The sequence below is a fragment of the Pseudomonas sp. PICF141 genome, from assembly GCF_002286815.1.
Lineage (GTDB): Bacteria > Pseudomonadota > Gammaproteobacteria > Pseudomonadales > Pseudomonadaceae > Aquipseudomonas.
Map to the genome: position 1 here is coordinate 127,278 of NZ_MUNM01000033.1, position 19,287 is coordinate 146,564.

Annotated in this window: 14 protein-coding genes and 2 tRNA genes; 4 read left to right on the forward strand and 12 right to left on the reverse strand. The window is 58.0% G+C overall.

Annotation, left to right across the window (positions count from 1 at the left end; genetic code table 11):
* Nucleotides 1-11: 11 nt before the first annotated feature.
* Entirely contained in the window at nucleotides 12-875 is an 864-nt protein-coding gene (locus BZL43_RS06865) for a LysR substrate-binding domain-containing protein (RefSeq protein ID WP_095631605.1), read from the reverse strand.
* Between the two features lie 113 nt (nucleotides 876-988).
* Here BZL43_RS06865 and BZL43_RS06870 point away from each other — a divergent pair, with 113 nt between their 5' ends.
* Entirely contained in the window at nucleotides 989-2,098 is a 1,110-nt protein-coding gene (locus tag BZL43_RS06870; RefSeq protein WP_095631606.1) for a 2-aminoethylphosphonate--pyruvate transaminase, read from the forward strand.
* Nucleotides 2,099-2,219: 121 nt separating this feature from the next.
* Entirely contained in the window at nucleotides 2,220-3,047 is an 828-nt protein-coding gene (gene phnX / locus BZL43_RS06875; RefSeq protein WP_095631607.1) for a phosphonoacetaldehyde hydrolase, read from the forward strand.
* Between the two features lie 115 nt (nucleotides 3,048-3,162).
* Here the strand turns inward: phnX and BZL43_RS06880 are convergent, their stop codons facing one another.
* On the reverse strand, nucleotides 3,163-4,077 hold the full coding sequence (locus BZL43_RS06880; RefSeq protein WP_095631608.1) for a 1-aminocyclopropane-1-carboxylate deaminase/D-cysteine desulfhydrase: 915 nt from the start codon (nucleotides 4,075-4,077) through the stop codon (nucleotides 3,163-3,165).
* Between the two features lie 173 nt (nucleotides 4,078-4,250).
* A complete protein-coding gene (locus BZL43_RS06885; protein ID WP_095631609.1) occupies nucleotides 4,251-6,290 on the reverse strand; it encodes an FAD-dependent oxidoreductase in 2,040 nt (679 codons plus the stop codon).
* A gap of 209 nt (nucleotides 6,291-6,499) precedes the next feature.
* Here BZL43_RS06885 and BZL43_RS06890 point away from each other — a divergent pair, with 209 nt between their 5' ends.
* Together BZL43_RS06890 and BZL43_RS06895 are read left to right on the forward strand one after the other, a co-directional pair.
* Complete coding sequence (locus BZL43_RS06890) at nucleotides 6,500-7,630, forward strand: nitrilase-related carbon-nitrogen hydrolase (RefSeq protein ID WP_095631610.1); 1,131 nt, start codon at nucleotides 6,500-6,502, stop codon at nucleotides 7,628-7,630.
* Nucleotides 7,631-7,633: 3 nt separating this feature from the next.
* Complete coding sequence (locus tag BZL43_RS06895; RefSeq protein WP_095631611.1) at nucleotides 7,634-8,674, forward strand: AraC family transcriptional regulator; 1,041 nt, start codon at nucleotides 7,634-7,636, stop codon at nucleotides 8,672-8,674.
* Between the two features lie 425 nt (nucleotides 8,675-9,099).
* Here the strand turns inward: BZL43_RS06895 and BZL43_RS06905 are convergent, their stop codons facing one another.
* The 9 genes from BZL43_RS06905 to BZL43_RS06945 all read right to left on the reverse strand — a co-directional run bounded on the left by BZL43_RS06905 (nucleotide 9,100) and on the right by BZL43_RS06945 (nucleotide 19,285).
* Nucleotides 9,100-9,978, reverse strand: a complete 879-nt coding sequence (locus BZL43_RS06905; RefSeq protein ID WP_095631613.1) for a DUF2242 domain-containing protein — start codon at nucleotides 9,976-9,978, stop codon at nucleotides 9,100-9,102.
* Between the two features lie 233 nt (nucleotides 9,979-10,211).
* Entirely contained in the window at nucleotides 10,212-12,083 is a 1,872-nt protein-coding gene (locus BZL43_RS06910; protein ID WP_095631614.1) for a SurA N-terminal domain-containing protein, read from the reverse strand.
* A gap of 102 nt (nucleotides 12,084-12,185) precedes the next feature.
* Nucleotides 12,186-12,262 (reverse strand) — tRNA-Asp (locus tag BZL43_RS06915).
* A gap of 53 nt (nucleotides 12,263-12,315) precedes the next feature.
* Complete coding sequence (locus BZL43_RS06920) at nucleotides 12,316-12,588, reverse strand: HU family DNA-binding protein (protein ID WP_002552737.1); 273 nt, start codon at nucleotides 12,586-12,588, stop codon at nucleotides 12,316-12,318.
* A 148-nt stretch (nucleotides 12,589-12,736) separates the two neighbouring features.
* The gene (gene lon, locus BZL43_RS06925) at nucleotides 12,737-15,133 is read right to left on the reverse strand and encodes an endopeptidase La (protein ID WP_095631615.1); all 2,397 of its coding nucleotides are present in this window, start codon (nucleotides 15,131-15,133) and stop codon (nucleotides 12,737-12,739) included.
* Between the two features lie 257 nt (nucleotides 15,134-15,390).
* The gene (clpX, locus tag BZL43_RS06930; protein ID WP_007901798.1) at nucleotides 15,391-16,674 is read right to left on the reverse strand and encodes an ATP-dependent Clp protease ATP-binding subunit ClpX; all 1,284 of its coding nucleotides are present in this window, start codon (nucleotides 16,672-16,674) and stop codon (nucleotides 15,391-15,393) included.
* A gap of 112 nt (nucleotides 16,675-16,786) precedes the next feature.
* The gene (clpP, locus tag BZL43_RS06935; protein ID WP_007901795.1) at nucleotides 16,787-17,422 is read right to left on the reverse strand and encodes an ATP-dependent Clp endopeptidase proteolytic subunit ClpP; all 636 of its coding nucleotides are present in this window, start codon (nucleotides 17,420-17,422) and stop codon (nucleotides 16,787-16,789) included.
* A gap of 93 nt (nucleotides 17,423-17,515) precedes the next feature.
* Nucleotides 17,516-18,826 carry a trigger factor gene (tig, locus tag BZL43_RS06940; RefSeq protein WP_095631616.1) on the reverse strand — a complete coding sequence of 437 codons (1,311 nt, stop codon included), beginning with the start codon at nucleotides 18,824-18,826 and terminating at the stop codon, nucleotides 17,516-17,518.
* Between the two features lie 383 nt (nucleotides 18,827-19,209).
* A tRNA-His gene (locus BZL43_RS06945) sits at nucleotides 19,210-19,285 on the reverse strand.
* Nucleotides 19,286-19,287 lie beyond the last annotated feature (2 nt).

Genomic DNA, 19,287 nt, shown 5'->3' on the forward strand with positions numbered 1-19,287 from the left:
CGCGCCCCGGTCTATCTGCCAGGCGCCAACCCGAAAAACGCCTGTATCAACCGCAAATCCCGCCGCCGCTCCATGCACCCGATCATGTGCCGATTGATCAGACCTTCGCCAATTATCGGTACTGCCGCCACTCGCGGGTCATGGCTGACTTCCACCGACGACACAATCCCCACGCCCAGTTCGGCGGCTACGGCCTCGGTCACCGCCTCGCGGCTGTCCAGCTCCAGCAACACCCGTGGATTGACCTTGGCCTGAGCGCAGGCATCGTCGAATGTGCGTCGGGTAATCGAACCCGGTTCACGCAAGACCATGATCACCTGGTCCAGATCCTTGAGCGGCACTCCTTTCGATTTCTGCGACCACGGATGACCTGCGGGCACCAACGCACAAATCCTCGACTCGCTCAGCGCTTGCAAGTGCAGCCCCTTGCGCGGCTCGACCTCGGTCAGCACCGCCACGTCGGCATGCTCGGACAGCAACGCCGCCAATGTTTCCTGGGCATTGCCCAACCGCAGGTTCACGGTGATCCCCGGATAACGCGCACGCAGACTGGCAAGCATCGGCATGACCATGTGCGGCCCATCCGCCGCCACTTCCAGGCGCCCGGTGAGCAACTGCCGGTTGGCTTCCAGCATCACTTGGGCCTCTTCGGCCAGCCCAAACATCGCACGGGTGATGGCCGCCAGTTTGGTGCCCTCCTCCGTCAACTCGACGCGCCGCGCGGTGCGGCGCAACAAGGTGATCTGGTAGTGCTCCTCCAGCGCCTTGATGTGCCCGGTGACGGCCGGTTGGCTGATAAACAGGCGCTCGGCGGCGCGAGTGAAGCTGCCTTCGCGGGCCACGGCATCGAAGGCGCGCAGCTGGAACAGATTCATGAATAACCCTCACTGATGGCTGGCATAACAACAAACAATTTGATTGATAGCTCACCGAATTGCAATTTATGTCCCGTAGCTTCATCCCACTGAGCTTTTGCGAGGACACAAGAATGAGTACTGCCGAGCCCATCCTGCTCACCCCCGGCCCATTGACCACATCGAGCCGCACCCGTCAGGCAATGATGGTCGACTGGGGGTCATGGGATGACCGCTTCAATCAATTGACTGCCAGCCTCTGTGAACAATTGCTGGCGATCATCAACGGCGCTGACAGCCATCACTGTGTGCCGTTGCAAGGCAGCGGCACGTTCGCGGTCGAAGCGGCCATCGGCACATTGGTGCCTCGCGACGGTAAGGTTCTGGTGCTGATCAACGGCGCCTACGGCAAACGCCTGGCGAAAATCTGCGAAGTGCTCGGCCGTTCGTTCAGCACGTTCGAAACCGCCGAAGACGAACCGACCACCGCCGCCGACGTCGACCGCCTGCTGCGTGCCGATGCCAGCATCACCCACGTTGCGCTGATTCACTGCGAAACCAGCACCGGCATTCTCAATCCGCTGGCGGACATCGCCCACGTCATCGAGCAACACGGCAAACGCCTGATCATCGACGCCATGAGCTCGTTTGGCGCCCTGCCGATTGACGCCCAAGATGTGCCGTTCGACGCATTGATCGCTGCCTCGGGCAAATGCCTGGAAGGCGTCCCGGGGATGGGCTTCGTTTTTGCTCGCAAAGAAGCGCTGGCCAGTGCCGCTGGCAATTCGCATTCACTGGCGATGGACTTGTTCGACCAGCACACCTACATGGCCAAGACCGGCCAATGGCGCTTCACCCCGCCGACCCACGTGGTCGCTGCACTGCACGAAGCGCTGCTGCAATACAACGAAGAAGGCGGCTTGCCCGCTCGGCATCAGCGCTACGCCAATAACTGCCAGGTGCTGCTCGAGGACATGGCCAGATTAGGGCTGCGCAGCTTCCTGCCCGCCGCGATCCAGGCACCGATCATCGTTACCTTCCACGCGCCGAAAGACCCGCGCTATCAGTTCAAGGAATTCTACGAGCGGGTCAAGGCCAAGGGTTTCATCCTCTACCCCGGCAAACTGACCCAGGTCGAAACCTTCCGCGTCGGCTGCATCGGCCACGTCAACCAGGCCGAAATGCACGCCGCAGTGGCGGCGGTCGCCGAGGTGCTGCGCGAGATGGAAGTCATCGACATCTAAACCACACCACCGTCCTCTGTAGGAGCGAGGCTTGCCCGCGAATGCAGACGACACGGTCCGTCAGTTAAACCGAATTATCGTTCTTCGCGGGCAAGCCTCGCTCCTACACGGGATCATTTACATGAACTACACCAACCCAACCAAACTCCAGGCCGCCATCCTCGACTGGGCCGGCACCGTGGTCGACTTCGGTTCCTTCGCCCCGACGCAGATTTTTGTTGAAGCCTTTGCCGAGTTCGACGTGCAGGTCTCTATCGAAGAAGCTCGCGGGCCGATGGGCATGGGCAAGTGGGACCACATTCGTACCCTGTGCGATCAACCGCAAGTCGCCGAGCGTTACCGCAATGTGTTCGGTCGTACCCCGACCGACGATGACGTCACCGCCATCTATCAACGCTTCATGCCGCTGCAGATCGAAAAAATCGCCGAACACTCGGCCCTGATTCCCGGCGCCCTGGACACCATCGCCAACCTGCGTCAGCAAGGGATCAAGATCGGTTCATGCTCCGGCTACCCGAAACAGGTCATGGACAAAGTCGTCGAACTGGCCGCCACCAACGGCTATGTCGCCGATCACGTAGTCGCCACCGACGAAGTGCCCAACGGTCGCCCTTGGCCGGCTCAGGCACTGGCCAACGTGATCGCCCTGGGCATCGACGACGTCGCGGCCTGCGTGAAGATCGACGACACGGTGCCGGGCATTCTCGAAGGGCGCCGCGCCGGCATGTGGACCGTGGCGTTGATCTGTTCCGGCAACGCGCTGGGCCTGGACTACGAAGGCTATCGCGCCCTGGGCAGCGATAAACTGGCCAGCGAACGCAAGCGCATTCACGCGATGTTCGAAGGCTCGCGGCCACACTACATGATCGACACCATCACCGACTTGCCCCAGGTAATTGCCGACATCAACAAGCGCCTGGCCAACGGCGAGATGCCGCAAACCAATTGATTGCATCGCTCTGCTCACAAAAAAGCGCCAGCTCCTTTGACGGAACTGGCGCTTTTTTGTGATTCAGAGCATTGAACAGCCCGTCGGTCTCAGGCCCCCTCACCACAAAGGTGTGTCAACTGAACCCCCGGCGCCCCTGCAAGCCGCCGGTGTGGATGAAGATCAGGCGCGTGCCCCGGGCAAATTTACCGGCCTCGATTTGTTGCTTGAGCGCCAGCAGCGCTTTGCCGGTGTACAGCGGCTCGAGAGGAATGCCACTGGCCTGTTCAGTTTGCGCGATGAACTCAAGTAACAGCGGATCGACTTTGGCAAAACCACCACGGCTGGCGTCGAACAATTCATAAGCCGTCGTCAACAATTGCGCCTCGTGCAGAATCGATTCGACCTGCTGCGCCACACCATGATCGTCAGGCACCGCCAGTGCGCCATACACTGGATGTTCGCCCGCCTCGGCCTGCACCAGGCCGGCCAGAGTGGTGCCCGTTCCACAGGCCAGCCACCAGCCGTCGTAATGGCTCCAGCCCAAAGCACTCAGTTGCTCGCAGGCCATCTCCTTGAGCCGCCTGCAGCCCTTCGCCCCAGGCAAACCGCCGCCACCTTCCGGCACTGGATGCAGCTGGAGGTATTGCTCCCGCCAAGGCTGCCAGAAGCCCGGTTCATGGCGTGCGCGATAACCGCCATAACCCAACCAGTGCAAGTGCATGCCGAATGCCTGCAAGTCCTTTACCGTCGCAGTGTCATGCGGATGCCCACGCAGCAGGCCGACCGTGGTGAAACCGAAGCGTTTGCCCGCTGCGGCCAATGCATGGAGATGGTTGGAATGGGCCCCGCCCAGGCTGATGATGCCTTGGGCACCCGCCCGGTCGGCGGCTTTGAGGTGTTCAATGAGTTTGAACCACTTGTTGCCGCTGATCAGCGGGTCGATCCGGTCCAGACGCAAGATCGCGACGTCGATGCCGGCAGTGGTGAGCCAATCGAGGTGAAGGGGCTCGAGGGGGGCTTGGGGTAGCCAGTCTGGTGGGGAAAGCATTGATGCCGGCTCGATGTAAAGAGCCGGCATCTTAGCAGCAGACAGGACGCCTTCGCGGGCAAGCCTCGCTCCTACAAGTTTCAGGCTGCTCACCCCATGGTGCTTTAACTCGAAACCTGTAGGAGCGAGGCTTGCCCGCGAAGGCCATTGGCAAGCTAAGCCTGCCTACGCCATTACAACTCAGCCGCCAACCGCGAACCCTGATTGATCGCGCGTTTGGCATCCAGCTCCGCCGCCACATCCGCGCCACCGATCAAATGCACATTCTGCCCGGCCGCAACCAGGCCTTCCTGCAATTCACGCAATGGATCCTGCCCGGCGCAGATGACGATGTTATCCACCGCCAGCACCTGCGGTTCGCCGCTTTCACCGATGCGGATGTGCAGGCCTTCATCGTCGATCTTCAGGTACTCGACGCTGTTGAGCATCTGCACCTGCTTGTTCTTGAGGCCGGTGCGGTGAATCCAGCCAGTGGTTTTGCCCAAGCCGTCGCCGACCTTGGATGTCTTGCGTTGCAACAGGAACACTTCACGGGCCGGCGCATGGGGCTCAGCCTTGATCCCCGCAACACCGCCGCGCGCTTCAAGGTGTGTGTCGATGCCCCACTCTTTCCAGAACGCTTCCCGGTCCTGACTGGTGGCCACGCCCTGATGCACAAGGAACTCCGACACGTCGAAACCGATACCGCCAGCGCCGATCACCGCGACGCGTTTGCCCACCGGTTTGCGCTCCAGGATCACGTCCAGGTAGCTCAGCACCTTGGTGTGCTCGACGCCCGGAATCGCCGGCACCCGAGGCGCAATGCCGGTCGCCAGGATGATCTCGTCGTAACCGCCCTCGACCAGCTTCGCCACATCCACACGGGTATTCAGGCACAGCTCGACGTTGGTGGTCTGCAACTTGCGGTTGAAATAGCGCAGGGTTTCGAAGAATTCTTCCTTGCCCGGCACACGCTTGGCGATGTTGAACTGGCCGCCGATTTCGCAGGCCGAATCGAATAACGTCACCTGATGACCACGTTCGGCGGCCACAGTGGCGGCAGACAAACCGGCGGGACCGGCCCCGACCACAGCGATTTTCTTGATCTGCTGCACCGGCAGATAATTGAGTTCGGTTTCATGACAAGCCCGCGGGTTCACCAGGCAACTGGTCAACTTGCCGCCAAAAGTGTGATCCAGGCATGCCTGGTTGCAGCCGATGCAGGTGTTGATTTCATCGCCACGACCGGCCGCGGCTTTGTTGACGAAATCCGGGTCGGCGAGGAACGGCCTGGCCATGGACACCATGTCGGCATCGCCGTCGGCCAGGATCTGTTCAGCGACTTCCGGGGTGTTGATGCGGTTGGTGGTGATCAGCGGAATGTTCACTGAACCGCGCAGTTTGGCCGTGACCTTGCTGAACGCCGCACGCGGCACTTTGGTGGCGATGGTCGGAATCCGCGCTTCGTGCCAGCCGATACCGGTGTTGATGATCGTCGCACCGGCCTGCTCGATCGCCTTGGCCAATTGCACGATCTCTTCCCAGCTGCTGCCCCCTTCCACCAGGTCGAGCATCGACAGGCGGAAGATAATGATGAAATTCGGGCCGACCGCTTCGCGCACCCGACGGACGATTTCCACCGGCAGGCGCATGCGGTTTTCGTAAGCGCCGCCCCAGCGGTCAGTGCGATGGTTGGTGTGAGCCGCGAGAAACTGATTAATGAAATAACCTTCGGAGCCCATGATCTCGACGCCGTCATACTCGGCTTTCTGTGCCAGGGTCGAGCAAGTGACGAAATCGCCGATCTGTTTCTCGATGCCTTCCTCGTCCAGCTCTTTAGGCTTGAACGGATTGATCGGCGCCTGGATCGCGCTTGGAGCCACTTGTTTGGGGCTGTAGGCATAACGCCCGGCATGAAGAATCTGCATGCAGATCTTGCCGCCCGCCTCGTGCACCGCGCGGGTGACGATCCGGTGCTTGAGCGCCTCTTCCTCGGTGGTCAGCTTGGCCGCGCCGGAGTAAACCCCGCCCTCATCGTTCGGGCCGATACCGCCGGTGACCATCAGGCCAACGCCGCCACGGGCACGCTCGGCGAAGTAGGCGGCCATACGCTCGAAGCCGCCGGGCTTTTCCTCAAGGCCGGTGTGCATCGAGCCCATCAAGGTGCGGTTGCGCAACGTGGTAAAACCCAGGTCCAGCGGGGCCAACAGGTGCGGGTAATGAGCGGCGGCCATCGGTAACTCCACAACGAGCGATCACGGAAAAAATGCAGGAACTCTGCGGCTCCCATCAGTCATGTTCGACAGACTAAGAGTCGCACCGCTGTCACTCAATGACCGTAACTGACAACTTATTGATCCAAATGTGCAGCGCCCCTTGGCAAGCGCGGGCATGGGCCCTACCCTAGTCGCGAACCCTGTACACGGCCGCTGACTGTTTCCCCATGCGCAAATTTTTGTACCTGACCCTCCCCATGGCGTTGATCGCCGCCTTCACGACCTACGCCATGTGGGCCGCGGATCGTCCGATGGGTCATTACCTGTCTGATTTGCGCATCAGTCTCGCGGTCGATCAGGGCACTCCCGCCAATCGCGGCAACCTGTTGGGTATCCAGCCCGAGCTGTTCCCCACCGACTACCAAAGCCCCGAGCGCTTGCACCGCAAGCTCGCGGCTTACTTGCAGAAGGCTCAGGATCAGGGCTTGCTCAATGAAAAGACCATCGTCGTACTGCCCGAACATATCGGTACCTGGCTGATGATCAGTGGCGAAAAAGATGAGTTGTACCAGGCCACCACGCTCAAGGAAGCGATGAACTGGCTGGCGGTGAGCAACCCGTTGCAGTTCCTCCGCGCCCTGATCAGTGCCGAGGGCGGCAACCGTCTCGACGACGCGCACCTGCGGATGAAAGCCAGGAAAATGGCCAGGAATTACCAGGCGCTGTTCGGCGGCCTGGCGAAAGAATTCAACGTGACCCTGGTGGCCGGTTCCATCGTGCTACCCGAACCGAGTGTCAGCGACGGCACCCTGAAGATTGGTCGCGGAGCCCTGTACAACAGCAGCGTCGTGTTCGGTCGCGACGGTTTGCCGATCGGCCAGCCGCAGCGGCAAATGCACCCGACTTTCGCTGGGCACGGCACTGTCGAAGCCAATTCCGAGCACACGATCAACGTCGTCGAAACACCGGCCGGACGCTTGGGCGTGCTGATCGGCAGTGACAGTTGGTATCCGGACAACTATCGCAAACTCGACAATCAAAGTGCCCAACTGGTAGCGGTCCCGGCGTTCGTCGTCGGGCGCGGGTCCTGGGATCAACCATGGCCCGGTTACAAAGGCCAGCCCGCACCGAGCGCTGTCAGCCTCAAGGCTGGCGAACTCAGTGAAGCTCAGGCCTGGCATCGGTTGACGCTGATTGCCCAACCGTCCGGCAGCCAGACCATCGCCGGCATGAGCGTGTTCCTGCGTGGTCAGTTCTGGGACAAGGGCAGCGCCGGTCAAAGCTTCCTCAGCAGCAACGGGCAGCATTTTGCCGACGGCAATGCCCGGGGCGCACGTTTGCTGAACCTTTGGCTGTAGGCGATGAAACCACAACCGATGCGCCTCGGGGATTTGTCGGTAGGCTTCGTCCATAGCCTGGCTGACGCCGTGCGCAGCCATGGACTGGACCCTCAACCGCTGCTCGAACAGTACGGCCTCGACGCCGCGCGACTGGCCGAGGCCGGCGCCCGTCTCTCGATCCCCCGCTACATGCGCCTGGGTCACGGGGCCATCCAGCTGACTGACGACCCGGCACTGGGTTTGCGCATGGGCCAGCTCAGCCGCCTGAGCCAGGCTGGCCTGGCCGGAGTCACCGCCGCACAGGCTCCCACCGTGCGAGAAGCAGCGCGCTGCCTGATTCGTTTCGAAGCGTTGTACGGCTCCAACTATCGCGGCCAATCGAGCTTTCATGAAGACGCCCACGGCGCCTGGTTGCGGTTCTATTCGATCACCCCCTACAACGCCTATAACCGCTTCGTGGTGGATTCGATCATCGCCGGCTGGTTGCATCAATTGTCCAGCGTAAGCCCTGCCCCGCTGCATGCTGAACGGATCGAGATCGAGTTTGAAGCACCGGATTACCGCGAGGCCTACGCCGTATTGGGGAATTGTCCGATTCAGTTTGGCGCCGAACAGAATCAACTGCGCCTGAACCTGGACAGCCTGGCCCAGCGAAATCCGCAGCACTGCCCCAGTACCTGGCGGCACCTGCTGCAACTGTGTGAACGGGAACTGGAACAACTGACACGCACCCGCAGCCTGCGCGAACGCATCACTCAGCTACTGGGGCCGTTGCTCAATGGGGGTCGGGAACCCGACCTGGAAGAAGTGGCGGCACGCCTGAAGCTGCCGACCTGGACCTTGCGTCGCAAACTCGCCGAGGAAGGCACGCAATTTCGCGCCATTCTCAACGACACACGCCGCGACCTCGCCATGACTTACATCCGCGACACCGAACTGGCGTTCGGGGAAATCGCCTACCTGCTGGGTTTTGCCTCAGCGGAAGCCTTTCAACGGGCTTTCAAACGCTGGAACGGCCAGACCCCCGGCGAGTTTCGTCGCAGTCATCGCCAGTCCGCGTAAGGTTAGGGGGCGTGCACGCTTCTCACGCCTGTCCTGCACAACAGCAGACCCGGCGCGGCGGGGACACTCATTGAGAACGTCCTCTAAAGCTCGGTAGCGTCTTCGGCCGGCTCCAGCGGGTCCAGTTCGTACGCCTGGTATTCGAGCAGTTCTTCTTGATAATCGTCCATTATTAAACCCCCATCGCTTGCTGAAAAAATCGTCTGAATAAATGACCAGTGCCCTGAGCATAAAGTGCCCGCATGAAAGAAAAATGACACGGGCATGACACCAGGGCGCTCTCAATAAAACGTAGCAGGTGGTCAGGAATTTATCACAGGATTTTTTCGATACGAGCGGTAGGAATACAGCTCGATTTGATGTGGATCAATCTTGGAACTGTTACCGGATCGGCGTCGTCTGACCCGACCCGTAACATCAGCCCTTTACTGGCCGGAGACAGGCAGGGCCAAAATTGGCTCGGTCGGTGCTGGCAGGTTGCTTGAATCCGCCGGTGGAGCCACTGTTTCGATGGACGAAGTCGGGTCGCTGCTTTGCACCGGGGTAATCGGCGCCGTTTCAGCAGGTGGCACAACAGGCTCTGAACTGGCTGGAGTGGTTTCGGCAGGTGCAGGTTCAGTTGCCGGCACTGGAGCAGGTTCAGCTGCCGGCGCAGGAGCAGGAGCAGGCGCCGGTTCTGCCGCTGGGGTCGGTGCCGACTGAGCCGGCGCTGCCTTGACTTCAGGGACGCCCAGATCAGTCTTCGGTTTCTCGGTAATGTGCGCCGCCTTCTTCGCTTCCGGCGGCAGGAACAATTCGACCAGGGCAAAGAAACGCTCGTAGAACTTGGCCGAAGACACGGTTTCACTGGCGACCTTGACCATCGAGTCGTCGGACGAGCCGATCGGCATCGATACCGAGCCCAGCACACCGACACCGAGGCTGGCGGAGTTGTTGGTCTTTTTCAGCGCATAACGGTCCTGCAGGGCGTTAGCAAACATGGTCGAGTGGTGCCCCTCGCTGCCATCATCGGCACAGACCACGTTGAAGCTGATCTCCATGTGGGTATCGCCAGTCTGCTGGAAACTCTTGTGACCGCTGACTAGCTTCGGATCGCTACTGGTGATGATGTAACCCTGGCTGAGCAAAGCCCGACGGGCGGCCTCGCAGGTTTGCTTATCGGTCACCGGGTAATTGCGCGAAAACGTTCCGGAATCGTCGAAGTTCTCATGCTCGTAGATGGCGGCTTTCTTTGATGAACAACCGGCAGCGGCGGCCAGCACCACGGCCAGCCCCACAACCCGCATGGGAATTGATCTAAACATTGAACATCCTGAGGCAAACGGTTCGGGTCGTATTGTGCAACAGATCGATGCTTAGCGTCGCACCGTTTAGTGTCTTGAAACAGTTACAAGTCTACTGACTGTCATTGACAGGAAAAAGTCCCGTTCGCACGGAGGTCAAGAATCGCAGTCTGCGACCCTTTGATCCTCGCCCATAAAAAAACCCCGGCTGTCAGGCCAGGGTTTTTTCATGTGGCAGGAAACTCAGCCAAGCATCAGAAACGCTTGATCTCAGCCTCGCTTTCCAACAGCTTGCGGTAAGCCGCGAAGTCTTGCTGGCCAATGCGCGAGGCGAGGAAGCGACGGTACTGGACCTTCTCTTCTTCGGTCGGCGCCGCAGCTTCGTTCACGGCATTCAGACGCACGATCACCAGGCTACCATCGGCCAAGGTCACGCTGCTGAAAGTCGGCTTGTCTTTGGAGACAGGCTTGGGCATGCGGAACAGCGCTTGCAGCACGGTTGGGTCGATCCCTTCCTGAGCGCGAGTCGCAGCTTGAGTCACTTTCCAGCTCTGGCCTTCGATCGCCTGGTCCAATGCAGTCTTGCCATCGCGCAGGCTGACGATCAGTTGATCAGCCTTGGTCTTGGCGGCAGCACTGGCATGCTCCTTGGTCAACTGCGCACGGATGCTGGCAGCCACGCTTTCCAGCGGCAGTTGCTCAGGCTTGCGGTGTTCCTTGACGCGCAGCACGATCACCGTTTCGGGGTCCAGCTCGATGGCGGTGCTGTTGGCACCTTCATCCAGTACTTCAGGACTGAACGCAGCGGTCACTACGGCACGGTTGGCCGCAATACCTTCGCCACCTTCCCGGCCGAATGGTGCGGATGTGAGGACAGTCAGCTTCAGGTCTTGTGCTGGCTGGGCCAGATCGGAGGCTTCGAACGACGAGTCTTCCAATTGCTTGGTCGCCTCGACGAAACGCTGCTCGACCTGCTGGGTCTTGAGCTCGCGGGTCAGCTTGTCTTTCAGGCTGGCAAACGTCGGGACTTCAGGGGCTTCAACGCCCAGCAGCTTGATCAGGTGAAAACCGAAGTCAGTACGAACCGGCTCCGAAACCTGATCCTTGGCCAATGAATACAGGGCTTTTTCGAACGCTGGATCGTAGACGCCTGGACCGGCATAACCGAGGTCACCGCCATTGTTCGCCGAACCAGGATCCTGGGAGAACTCCTTGGCCAGAGCCTCGAATTTCTCGCCTTTGGCCAGACGCGCCTGCACTTCTTCGATTTTGGCCTTGGCTTGCGCCTCGGTCACTTTATCGTTCACTTCGACCAGAATATGCGCAGCCCGGCGTTGCTCCGACAGGTTCGCGATTTCTTTCTGATACGCCGCTTGCAGGTCTTCGTCCTTGACGCTGACCAGATCAAAGAAAGAGGCCTTCTTCAATTCGAGGTAGTCGATGACCACCTGATCCGGCGTCATGAATTCCTTGGCGTGTTCGTCGTAGTAGGCTTTGACTTCTTCGTCAGTCAGTTTCACCGCCGCAGGATCCGCCTTGACGTTCAAGGTGGCGAAATCGCGGGTCTGTTTTTCCAGACGGGCGAAGGCCAGAACCTGTGCATCGGTGACAAAACCGCTACCGGCCAAGCCAGCGCGAAGCTGACCGATCAGCATCTCCTGAGCCAGCATCTGGCGAAATTGCATACGGCTATAGCCCAGTTGACGGATCACCTGATCGAAGCGATCGGCGTTGAACTTGCCATCCACCTGGAATTCAGGCGTTTGCAGGATCACCTGATCCAAAGCCGCTTCGGAGAAAGCGAATTTCGATTTTTCCGCGCCTTGCAGCAGCAGTTTGCGATCGATCAGGCCTTTGAGGGCCGACTCGCGCAGCATTTTTTCATCGAGCAAGGAAGCATCGAAATCCTTGCCAAGCTGTTGCATGAGCTGACGGCGTTGCATATCAACCGCCTGATTCAGCTCGTTTTGACTGATTTCTTCACCATTGACCTTGGCCGCGTCCTGGCTGTTGGTCGTCGCCTGGAAAATGGCCTCGATACCGGTGAAAGCCATCAGTACAACGATGATCCCGATAATGGTCTTGGCAATCCAGCCTTGTGAATTGTCCCTGATATTCTGCAGCATGCGTCCCCCAGAAACGGTTGAACTTCAAAATTAGGCAACCGTGGAGCGTGGGTAGAATCCGGATAGAAGAAAGGCGCATCCGAGGATGCGCCTTCTCGTAACTGGCGGAGCGGACGGGACTCGAACCCGCGACCCCCGGCGTGACAGGCCGGTATTCTAACCGACTGAACTACCGCTCCGCTGCCAAGTCAGGAATGACCCCGACCCGGATAGGCAAAAACCTGAATCGAACTTAGTTGACAGCTTCTTTCAGTGCTTTACCGGCTTTGAAACCTGGTTTTTTGGCGGCGGCGATTTCCAGCGTCTTGCCAGTCTGTGGGTTACGACCAATGCGAGCTGGACGATCGGTTACGGAGAAGGTACCGAAACCAACCAGAACAACAGAGTCGCCAGCCTTGAGAGCGCCAGTGACGGATTCGATTACAGCGTCCAGCGCACGGCCAGCAGCAGCTTTCGGGATATCAGCGGATGCAGCGATAGCATCAATCAGTTCCGACTTGTTCACTCTAAGTCCCCTTATATCTATTTGAGTTTGATTCTAAGTTTTTGGTGAAAGCAAAAAAACGAGTGCTGAATGGCCTACAGACACTTAAGAGCCGCTTTATAACAAGGGCTCTAAAAAACTGTCAACAAGCCCCCCAGGCAAATGCGTACTAATGCGTGCTAATTCTTTCCTTAGAGTCAGTCTCGCGTTTTTCATCCTTTGCAACGATCTCCGGAACCACATCCGGCAAGGGCTCCGGCGCGTATTGCAGCGCAATTTGCAGGACCTCGTCAATCCATTTAACGGGTTTAATCTGTAGATCTTGCTTGATATTGTCAGGAATTTCCTTCAAATCGCGCACGTTCTCTTCAGGAATGATCACTGTCTTGATTCCGCCACGGTGAGCAGCCAGCAGTTTTTCTTTCAAACCACCAATCGCCAGCACCTGACCACGCAAGGTAATTTCGCCGGTCATGGCAACATCTGCGCGCACAGGAATGCCAGTCAATGCAGAGACCAGGGCCGTGCACATGCCCACACCGGCGCTAGGGCCATCTTTGGGCGTTGCCCCTTCCGGCATATGAATGTGAGTGTCGCGCTTCTCATGGAAGTCCAGGGGAATCCCCAGGCTCTTCGCACGACTGCGAACAACGGTCAGTGCTGCAGTGATCGACTCGACCATCACGTCACCCAGAGAACCGGTTTTGATCAGCTGGCCTTTGCCCGGCACGACCGCGGCTTCAATGGTCAACAACTCGCCGCCGACCTGCGTCCATGCCAAGCCTGTAACCTGGCCGATCTGATCTTGCGATTCAGCCAGACCGTAACGGAATTTGCGCACGCCCAGGAAGTGTTCGAGCATGTCGGCAGTGACTTTCACCGAGAAGCGTTTTTCCATTGCATGCTCTTTGACTGCCTTGCGGCAGACCTTGGCAATCTGGCGCTCCAGCCCACGTACACCAGCTTCGCGGGTGTAGTAGCGGATGATGTCGCGGATCGCTTCGGCGTCGAATTCCAGCTCGCCTTTCTTCAGACCGTTGGCCGCAATCTGCTTCGGCGAAAGATATTTGACAGCGATGTTGATCTTCTCGTCTTCGGTGTAGCCCGGCAGACGAATCACTTCCATCCGGTCCAGCAGCGCAGGCGGGATGTTCATGGAGTTGGAGGTGCACAGGAACATCACATCAGACAGGTCGTAATCGACCTCCAGATAGTGATCGTTGAAGTTGTGGTTCTGCTCGGGATCAAGTACTTCCAGCAACGCCGATGCCGGATCGCCACGCATGTCACTGCCCATTTTGTCGATTTCATCGAGCAGGAACAGCGGGTTGCGGACCCCCACCTTTGTCATCTTTTGAATCAATCTTCCTGGCATCGAACCGATGTAAGTCCGGCGATGACCGCGAATTTCAGCTTCATCGCGCACACCGCCGAGGGCCATGCGCACGAATTTTCGGTTGGTGGCATGGGCAATCGACTCCGCCAGGGAAGTTTTACCCACCCCCGGAGGACCGACCAGGCACAACACCGGACCACGTATCTTCTTCACCCGCTTCTGCACGGCGAGGTATTCGAGAATCCGCTCTTTGACTTCCTCCAGACCGTAGTGGTCTGCATCGAGAATGTCTTCGGCACGGGCAAGGTCCAGGCGCACTTTGCTCTGGGCCTTCCAAGGCACTTGAACCAGCCAGTCGATGTACGAACGCACCACCGTCGCTTCCGCGGACATGGGCGACATTTGCTTGAGCTTGTTCAGTTCGGCCTGAGCCTTGGCTAATGCGTCTTTCGGTAGGCCGGCGGCATCGATACGCTTTTTCAGCTCCTCGATTTCGTTGTGGCCTTCGTCGCTGTCGCCCAGCTCTTTCTGAATGGCCTTCATCTGCTCATTCAAGTAGTACTCGCGCTGGCTGCGCTCCATTTGCTTTTTAACGCGGCCGCGAATGCGTTTTTCGACTTGCAGCAGATCGATCTCGGCATCCAGCAACGCCAGTACGTGCTCGACCCGGGCGGACAAATCGATGATTTCGAGAATTTCCTGCTTCTGCTCGATTTTCAGGGCCATGTGCGCGGCCATGGTATCGACCAAGCGGCCTGGCTCGTCGATGCTGTTAAGCGACGACAGGACTTCAGCGGGGACTTTCTTGCCCAGCTGCACATATTGTTCGAATTGAGCCAACAGGCTGCGGACGAACACTTCCGACTCGCGCTCAGGCGCGTCCGCTTCGTCGATCAGCGAGACTTCGGCGCGGCAGTGGCCGTCGACTTCGCTGAAGCGCTCCACGGCGCCCCGCTGCTCGCCCTCGACAAGAACCTTGACTGTGCCGTCAGGCAGCTTGAGCAGCTGCAGAACAGTAGCGATGGTACCTACGCGATAAAGTGCTTCTTCACCGGGATCGTCATCAGCAGGATTTCGCTGAGCCAGCAGAAGGATCTGCTTGTCGCCCGTCATCGCAGCCTCGAGGGCTTCGATGGATTTCTCGCGCCCCACGAACAGCGGGATTACCATGTGCGGATAAACCACGACATCACGCAATGGCAGGAGAGGCAATTCGATGGTTGTCTTCATGATTTCGCCTCTACGGCGGCCATAAGGCCGTAAACAGATGGAAGTAAGCTTGAAACCAAGATGGGGGCTGTTTTCAAAAAAAACAAGCGGATAAAAAAACCACTTTAAAGATCGCTGCTTACGTTAGCGCCTGCATGGTCCAAAAAAATCAGGTTCGGTGGCCCTGTCGCCTTCGCAGCGGGCGGCGATCCGACAAGCCAGCTCCCACAATAACAAAGGGGCCCGAAGGCCCCTTCTTTATTTCAGCAGTGTGACGCTCAGGCGTCCGGCGCTGCCTTGGCAGTCGGCTCACTGTTTTCGTAGATATACAGTGGCTTGGACTTGCCTTCTATAACGCTTTCATCGATCACTACTTTACTCACCTCGGACTGCGAGGGGATTTCATACATAGTGTCGAGCAATACACCTTCGAGAATCGAACGCAGACCACGGGCACCGGTTTTGCGTTCCAGGGCACGTTTGGCGACCGATTTCAGCGCGTCAGCCCGGAACTCCAGGTCTACGCCTTCCATCTCGAACAGCTTGGCATACTGCTTGGTCAGTGCATTTTTCGGCTCGGTGAGAATCTGCATCAACGCAGCCTCATCAAGCTCGTCCAGCGTGGCAAGCACCGGCAGACGACCGACAAACTCCGGGATCAGACCGAACTTGACCAGATCGTCAGGCTCGACTTCACGCAGGGATTCACCGACTTTCTTGCCTTCTTCCTTGCTGCGCACTTCCGCGTTGAAACCAATGCCACCCTTGGTGGAACGGTTTTGAATAACCTTTTCCAGACCAGAGAACGCACCACCGCAGATGAACAGGATGTTACGGGTGTCGACCTGAAGGAATTCCTGCTGCGGATGCTTGCGACCGCCCTGAGGCGGAACAGAGGCAACCGTACCTTCGATCAACTTGAGCAGGGCCTGTTGCACGCCTTCACCGGAAACGTCCCGGGTGATCGACGGGTTGTCAGACTTGCGCGAGATCTTGTCAATTTCATCGATATAGACGATGCCCATCTGGGCTTTTTCTACATCGTAATCGCACTTCTGCAGCAGCTTCTGAATGATGTTCTCGACATCTTCACCGACATAACCCGCCTCGGTGAGGGTGGTTGCGTCGGCGATGGTGAACGGAACGTTCAGCAAGCGGGCCAGTGTTTCGGCAAGCAGGGTTTTACCCGAGCCTGTCGGGCCGATCAGCAAGATGTTGCTTTTGCCGAGTTCGACGTCGTCATTTTTTTTGTCACGCTGGTTCAAACGCTTGTAGTGGTTGTACACCGCTACGGCCAGAACCTTTTTCGCACGCTCCTGACCAATCACGTACTGATCAAGGATGCCGCTGATTTCTTTAGGCGAAGGCAATTTATGCGCGCTGCTTTCGGCCTGGGCTTCCTGCACCTCCTCACGGATGATGTCATTGCACAGGTCGACGCACTCGTCGCAGATAAAGACCGAGGGGCCGGCAATCAATTTGCGTACTTCATGCTGGCTTTTGCCACAGAAGGAGCAATAGAGCAGCTTGCCGTTGTCCTCGCCGTTGCGGGTGTCAGTCATTCGTTCGATCCAAATCCGATAGGCTTGCAACACAAGATGAAGGCTATTGCGGGCTTTTTCAAGCCCGCAGGTGATCGGACCTGCCGACCCACCTTATTTTGAGCTGCTTAATTTAAGCGGGGCGCTGATTGATCACTTCATCGATCAACCCGTATTCACGCGCGGCTTCTGCACTCATGAAATTATCGCGGTTGGTATCGCGCTCGATTTCTTCAAGCGTGCGCCCGCTATGCTTGGCCATCAGCGTGTTGAGACGCTCACGAATGAAGAGGATTTCCTTGGCATGGATTTCGATATCCGAGGCCTGGCCCTGGAAACCACCCAGTGGCTGGTGAATCATCACACGCGAGTTCGGCAGGCAATAACGCTTGCCCTGGGCACCGGCCGTCAGTAGAAACGCGCCCATGCTGCACGCTTGACCAATACAGGTGGTCGACACGTTTGGCTTGATGAACTGCATGGTGTCATAGATCGACATGCCTGCCGTCACCGAACCGCCCGGCGAGTTGATATAGAGATGGATGTCCTTGTCCGGGTTTTCCGCTTCAAGGAACAGCAGTTGCGCACAGATCAGGTTGGCCATGTAGTCCTCTACCGGACCAACCAGAAAGATCACTCGTTCCTTGAGAAGGCGCGAGTAGATGTCATAGGCGCGTTCGCCACGAGCAGATTGCTCGACAACCATCGGGACCAGGCCGCCTGCGGCCTGGATATCAGAGTTCTGCTGAATATACGAATTACGGAACATGCTCTGCAGTCACTCCCAAATAGTTATGTCTTGAATACGCATAAGCCAGCTCGAGAGCTGGCTTATGGTGTGTGCTTCTTACCGCAAAAACAATCAGTCGGCTTGTGGAGCTTCTACCGGCTTGACCGCTTCTTCGTAAGAGACCGATTTGTCGGTCACGCTAGCTTTCTGCAGAACAGTATCCACAACTTGCTCTTCCAGCACAACCGAACGAACTTCGTTCAGTTGCTGGTCATTCTTGTAGTACCAAGACACAACTTGCTCAGGCTCCTGATAAGCCGAAGCCATTTCCTGGATCATCTCGCGAACGCGGGCTTCATCAGGCTTGAGGTCGAATTGCTTGACCACTTCAGCCACGATCAGACCCAGCACAACACGGCGCTTGGCTTGCTCTTCGAACAGCTCGGCCGGCAGTTGGTCAGGCTTGATGTTGCCGCCGAACTGCTGAACAGCCTGCACGCGCAGACGGTCAACTTCATTGGACAGCAGAGCCTTTGGCACTTCGATCGGGTTGGTGGCCAGCAGACCGTCCATAACCTGATTCTTGACCTTGGATTTGATCGCCTGACGCAGTTCGCGCTCCATGTTTTTGCGAACTTCGGTGCGGAAGCCTTCCAGACCGGTTTCCTTGATGCCGAATTGAGCGAAGAATTCTTCGGTCAGCTCTGGCAGTTTAGGCTCGGAAACGGTGTTCACGGTTACAGTGAACTCAGCGGCTTTGCCTGCCAGGTCGAGGTTCTGATAGTCCTCAGGGAAGGTCAGGTTCAGAACGCGCTCTTCGCCGGCTTTAGCGCCAACCAGACCGTCTTCGAAGCCAGGAATCATGCGACCGGAACCCAGTACCAGCTGGGTGCCTTTGGCGGAACCGCCAGCGAACACTTCACCGTCGACTTTGCCGACGAAATCGATGTTCAGTTGATCTTCGTTCTGGGCAGCGCGATCGGCAACTTCGAAACGAGTGTTCTGCTTGCGCAGGATTTCCAGCATCTTGTCCAGATCGGCGTCTGCCACGTCAGCGCTCAGGCGCTCGACAGTGATGCCTTCGAAACCGGCAACGGTGAACTCAGGGAATACTTCGAAAGTAGCGACGTATTCCAGGTCCTTGCCTGCTTCCAGGGATTTAGGCTCGATCGAAGGCTGACCAGCCGGGTTCAGCTTCTGCTCAACCACAGCTTCGTAGAAAGAAGACTGGATCACGTCGCCTACAGCTTCCTGGCGAGCGTCAGCACCGAAACGGCGCTTGATTTCGCTCATTGGCACTTTGCCTGGACGGAAGCCAGCAATCTTGGCCTTTTGGGCGGTCTGCTGCAGACGCTTGTTGACCTGGCTCTCGATGCGCTCAGCCGGCACGGTGACGCTCATGCGGCGCTCAAGAGCAGTAGTATTTTCAACAGAAACTTGCATGGATATTCCTCGTTGCACAGACGTTAGCCGGCCGTTTCCGACCCCAGAATCAAGGGCATGCATTCTAGTGGGTCAAACTCAAGAAGTCACCCTACTGAAAACGGGTAAAAAAGCAGCAGGCAATTTATAGGCGGGGACAAACGGTTGTGCCTCGCCTTGTTAGCAAATACAGCCAGTCATGCCAGGGCTCTGCCCCCATCCTTCTATATATAGAAGGATTCGGCAATACATCCCTGACAGTCGCCCCCGCGAAGGGGATCGGCGGGCAAATCGAGCATCATCGAGCAACATAAATACGATGAACCACAACCTGCAGCCGCCAATACTCAAACCACTGAAACAAAAAAGGCGCCAGACTGTTAAATCTGGCGCCTTTCGAAATATGGGGTGGACGATGGGGATCGAACCCACGACAACGGGAGTCACAATCCCGTGCTCTACCAACTGAGCTACGCCCACCA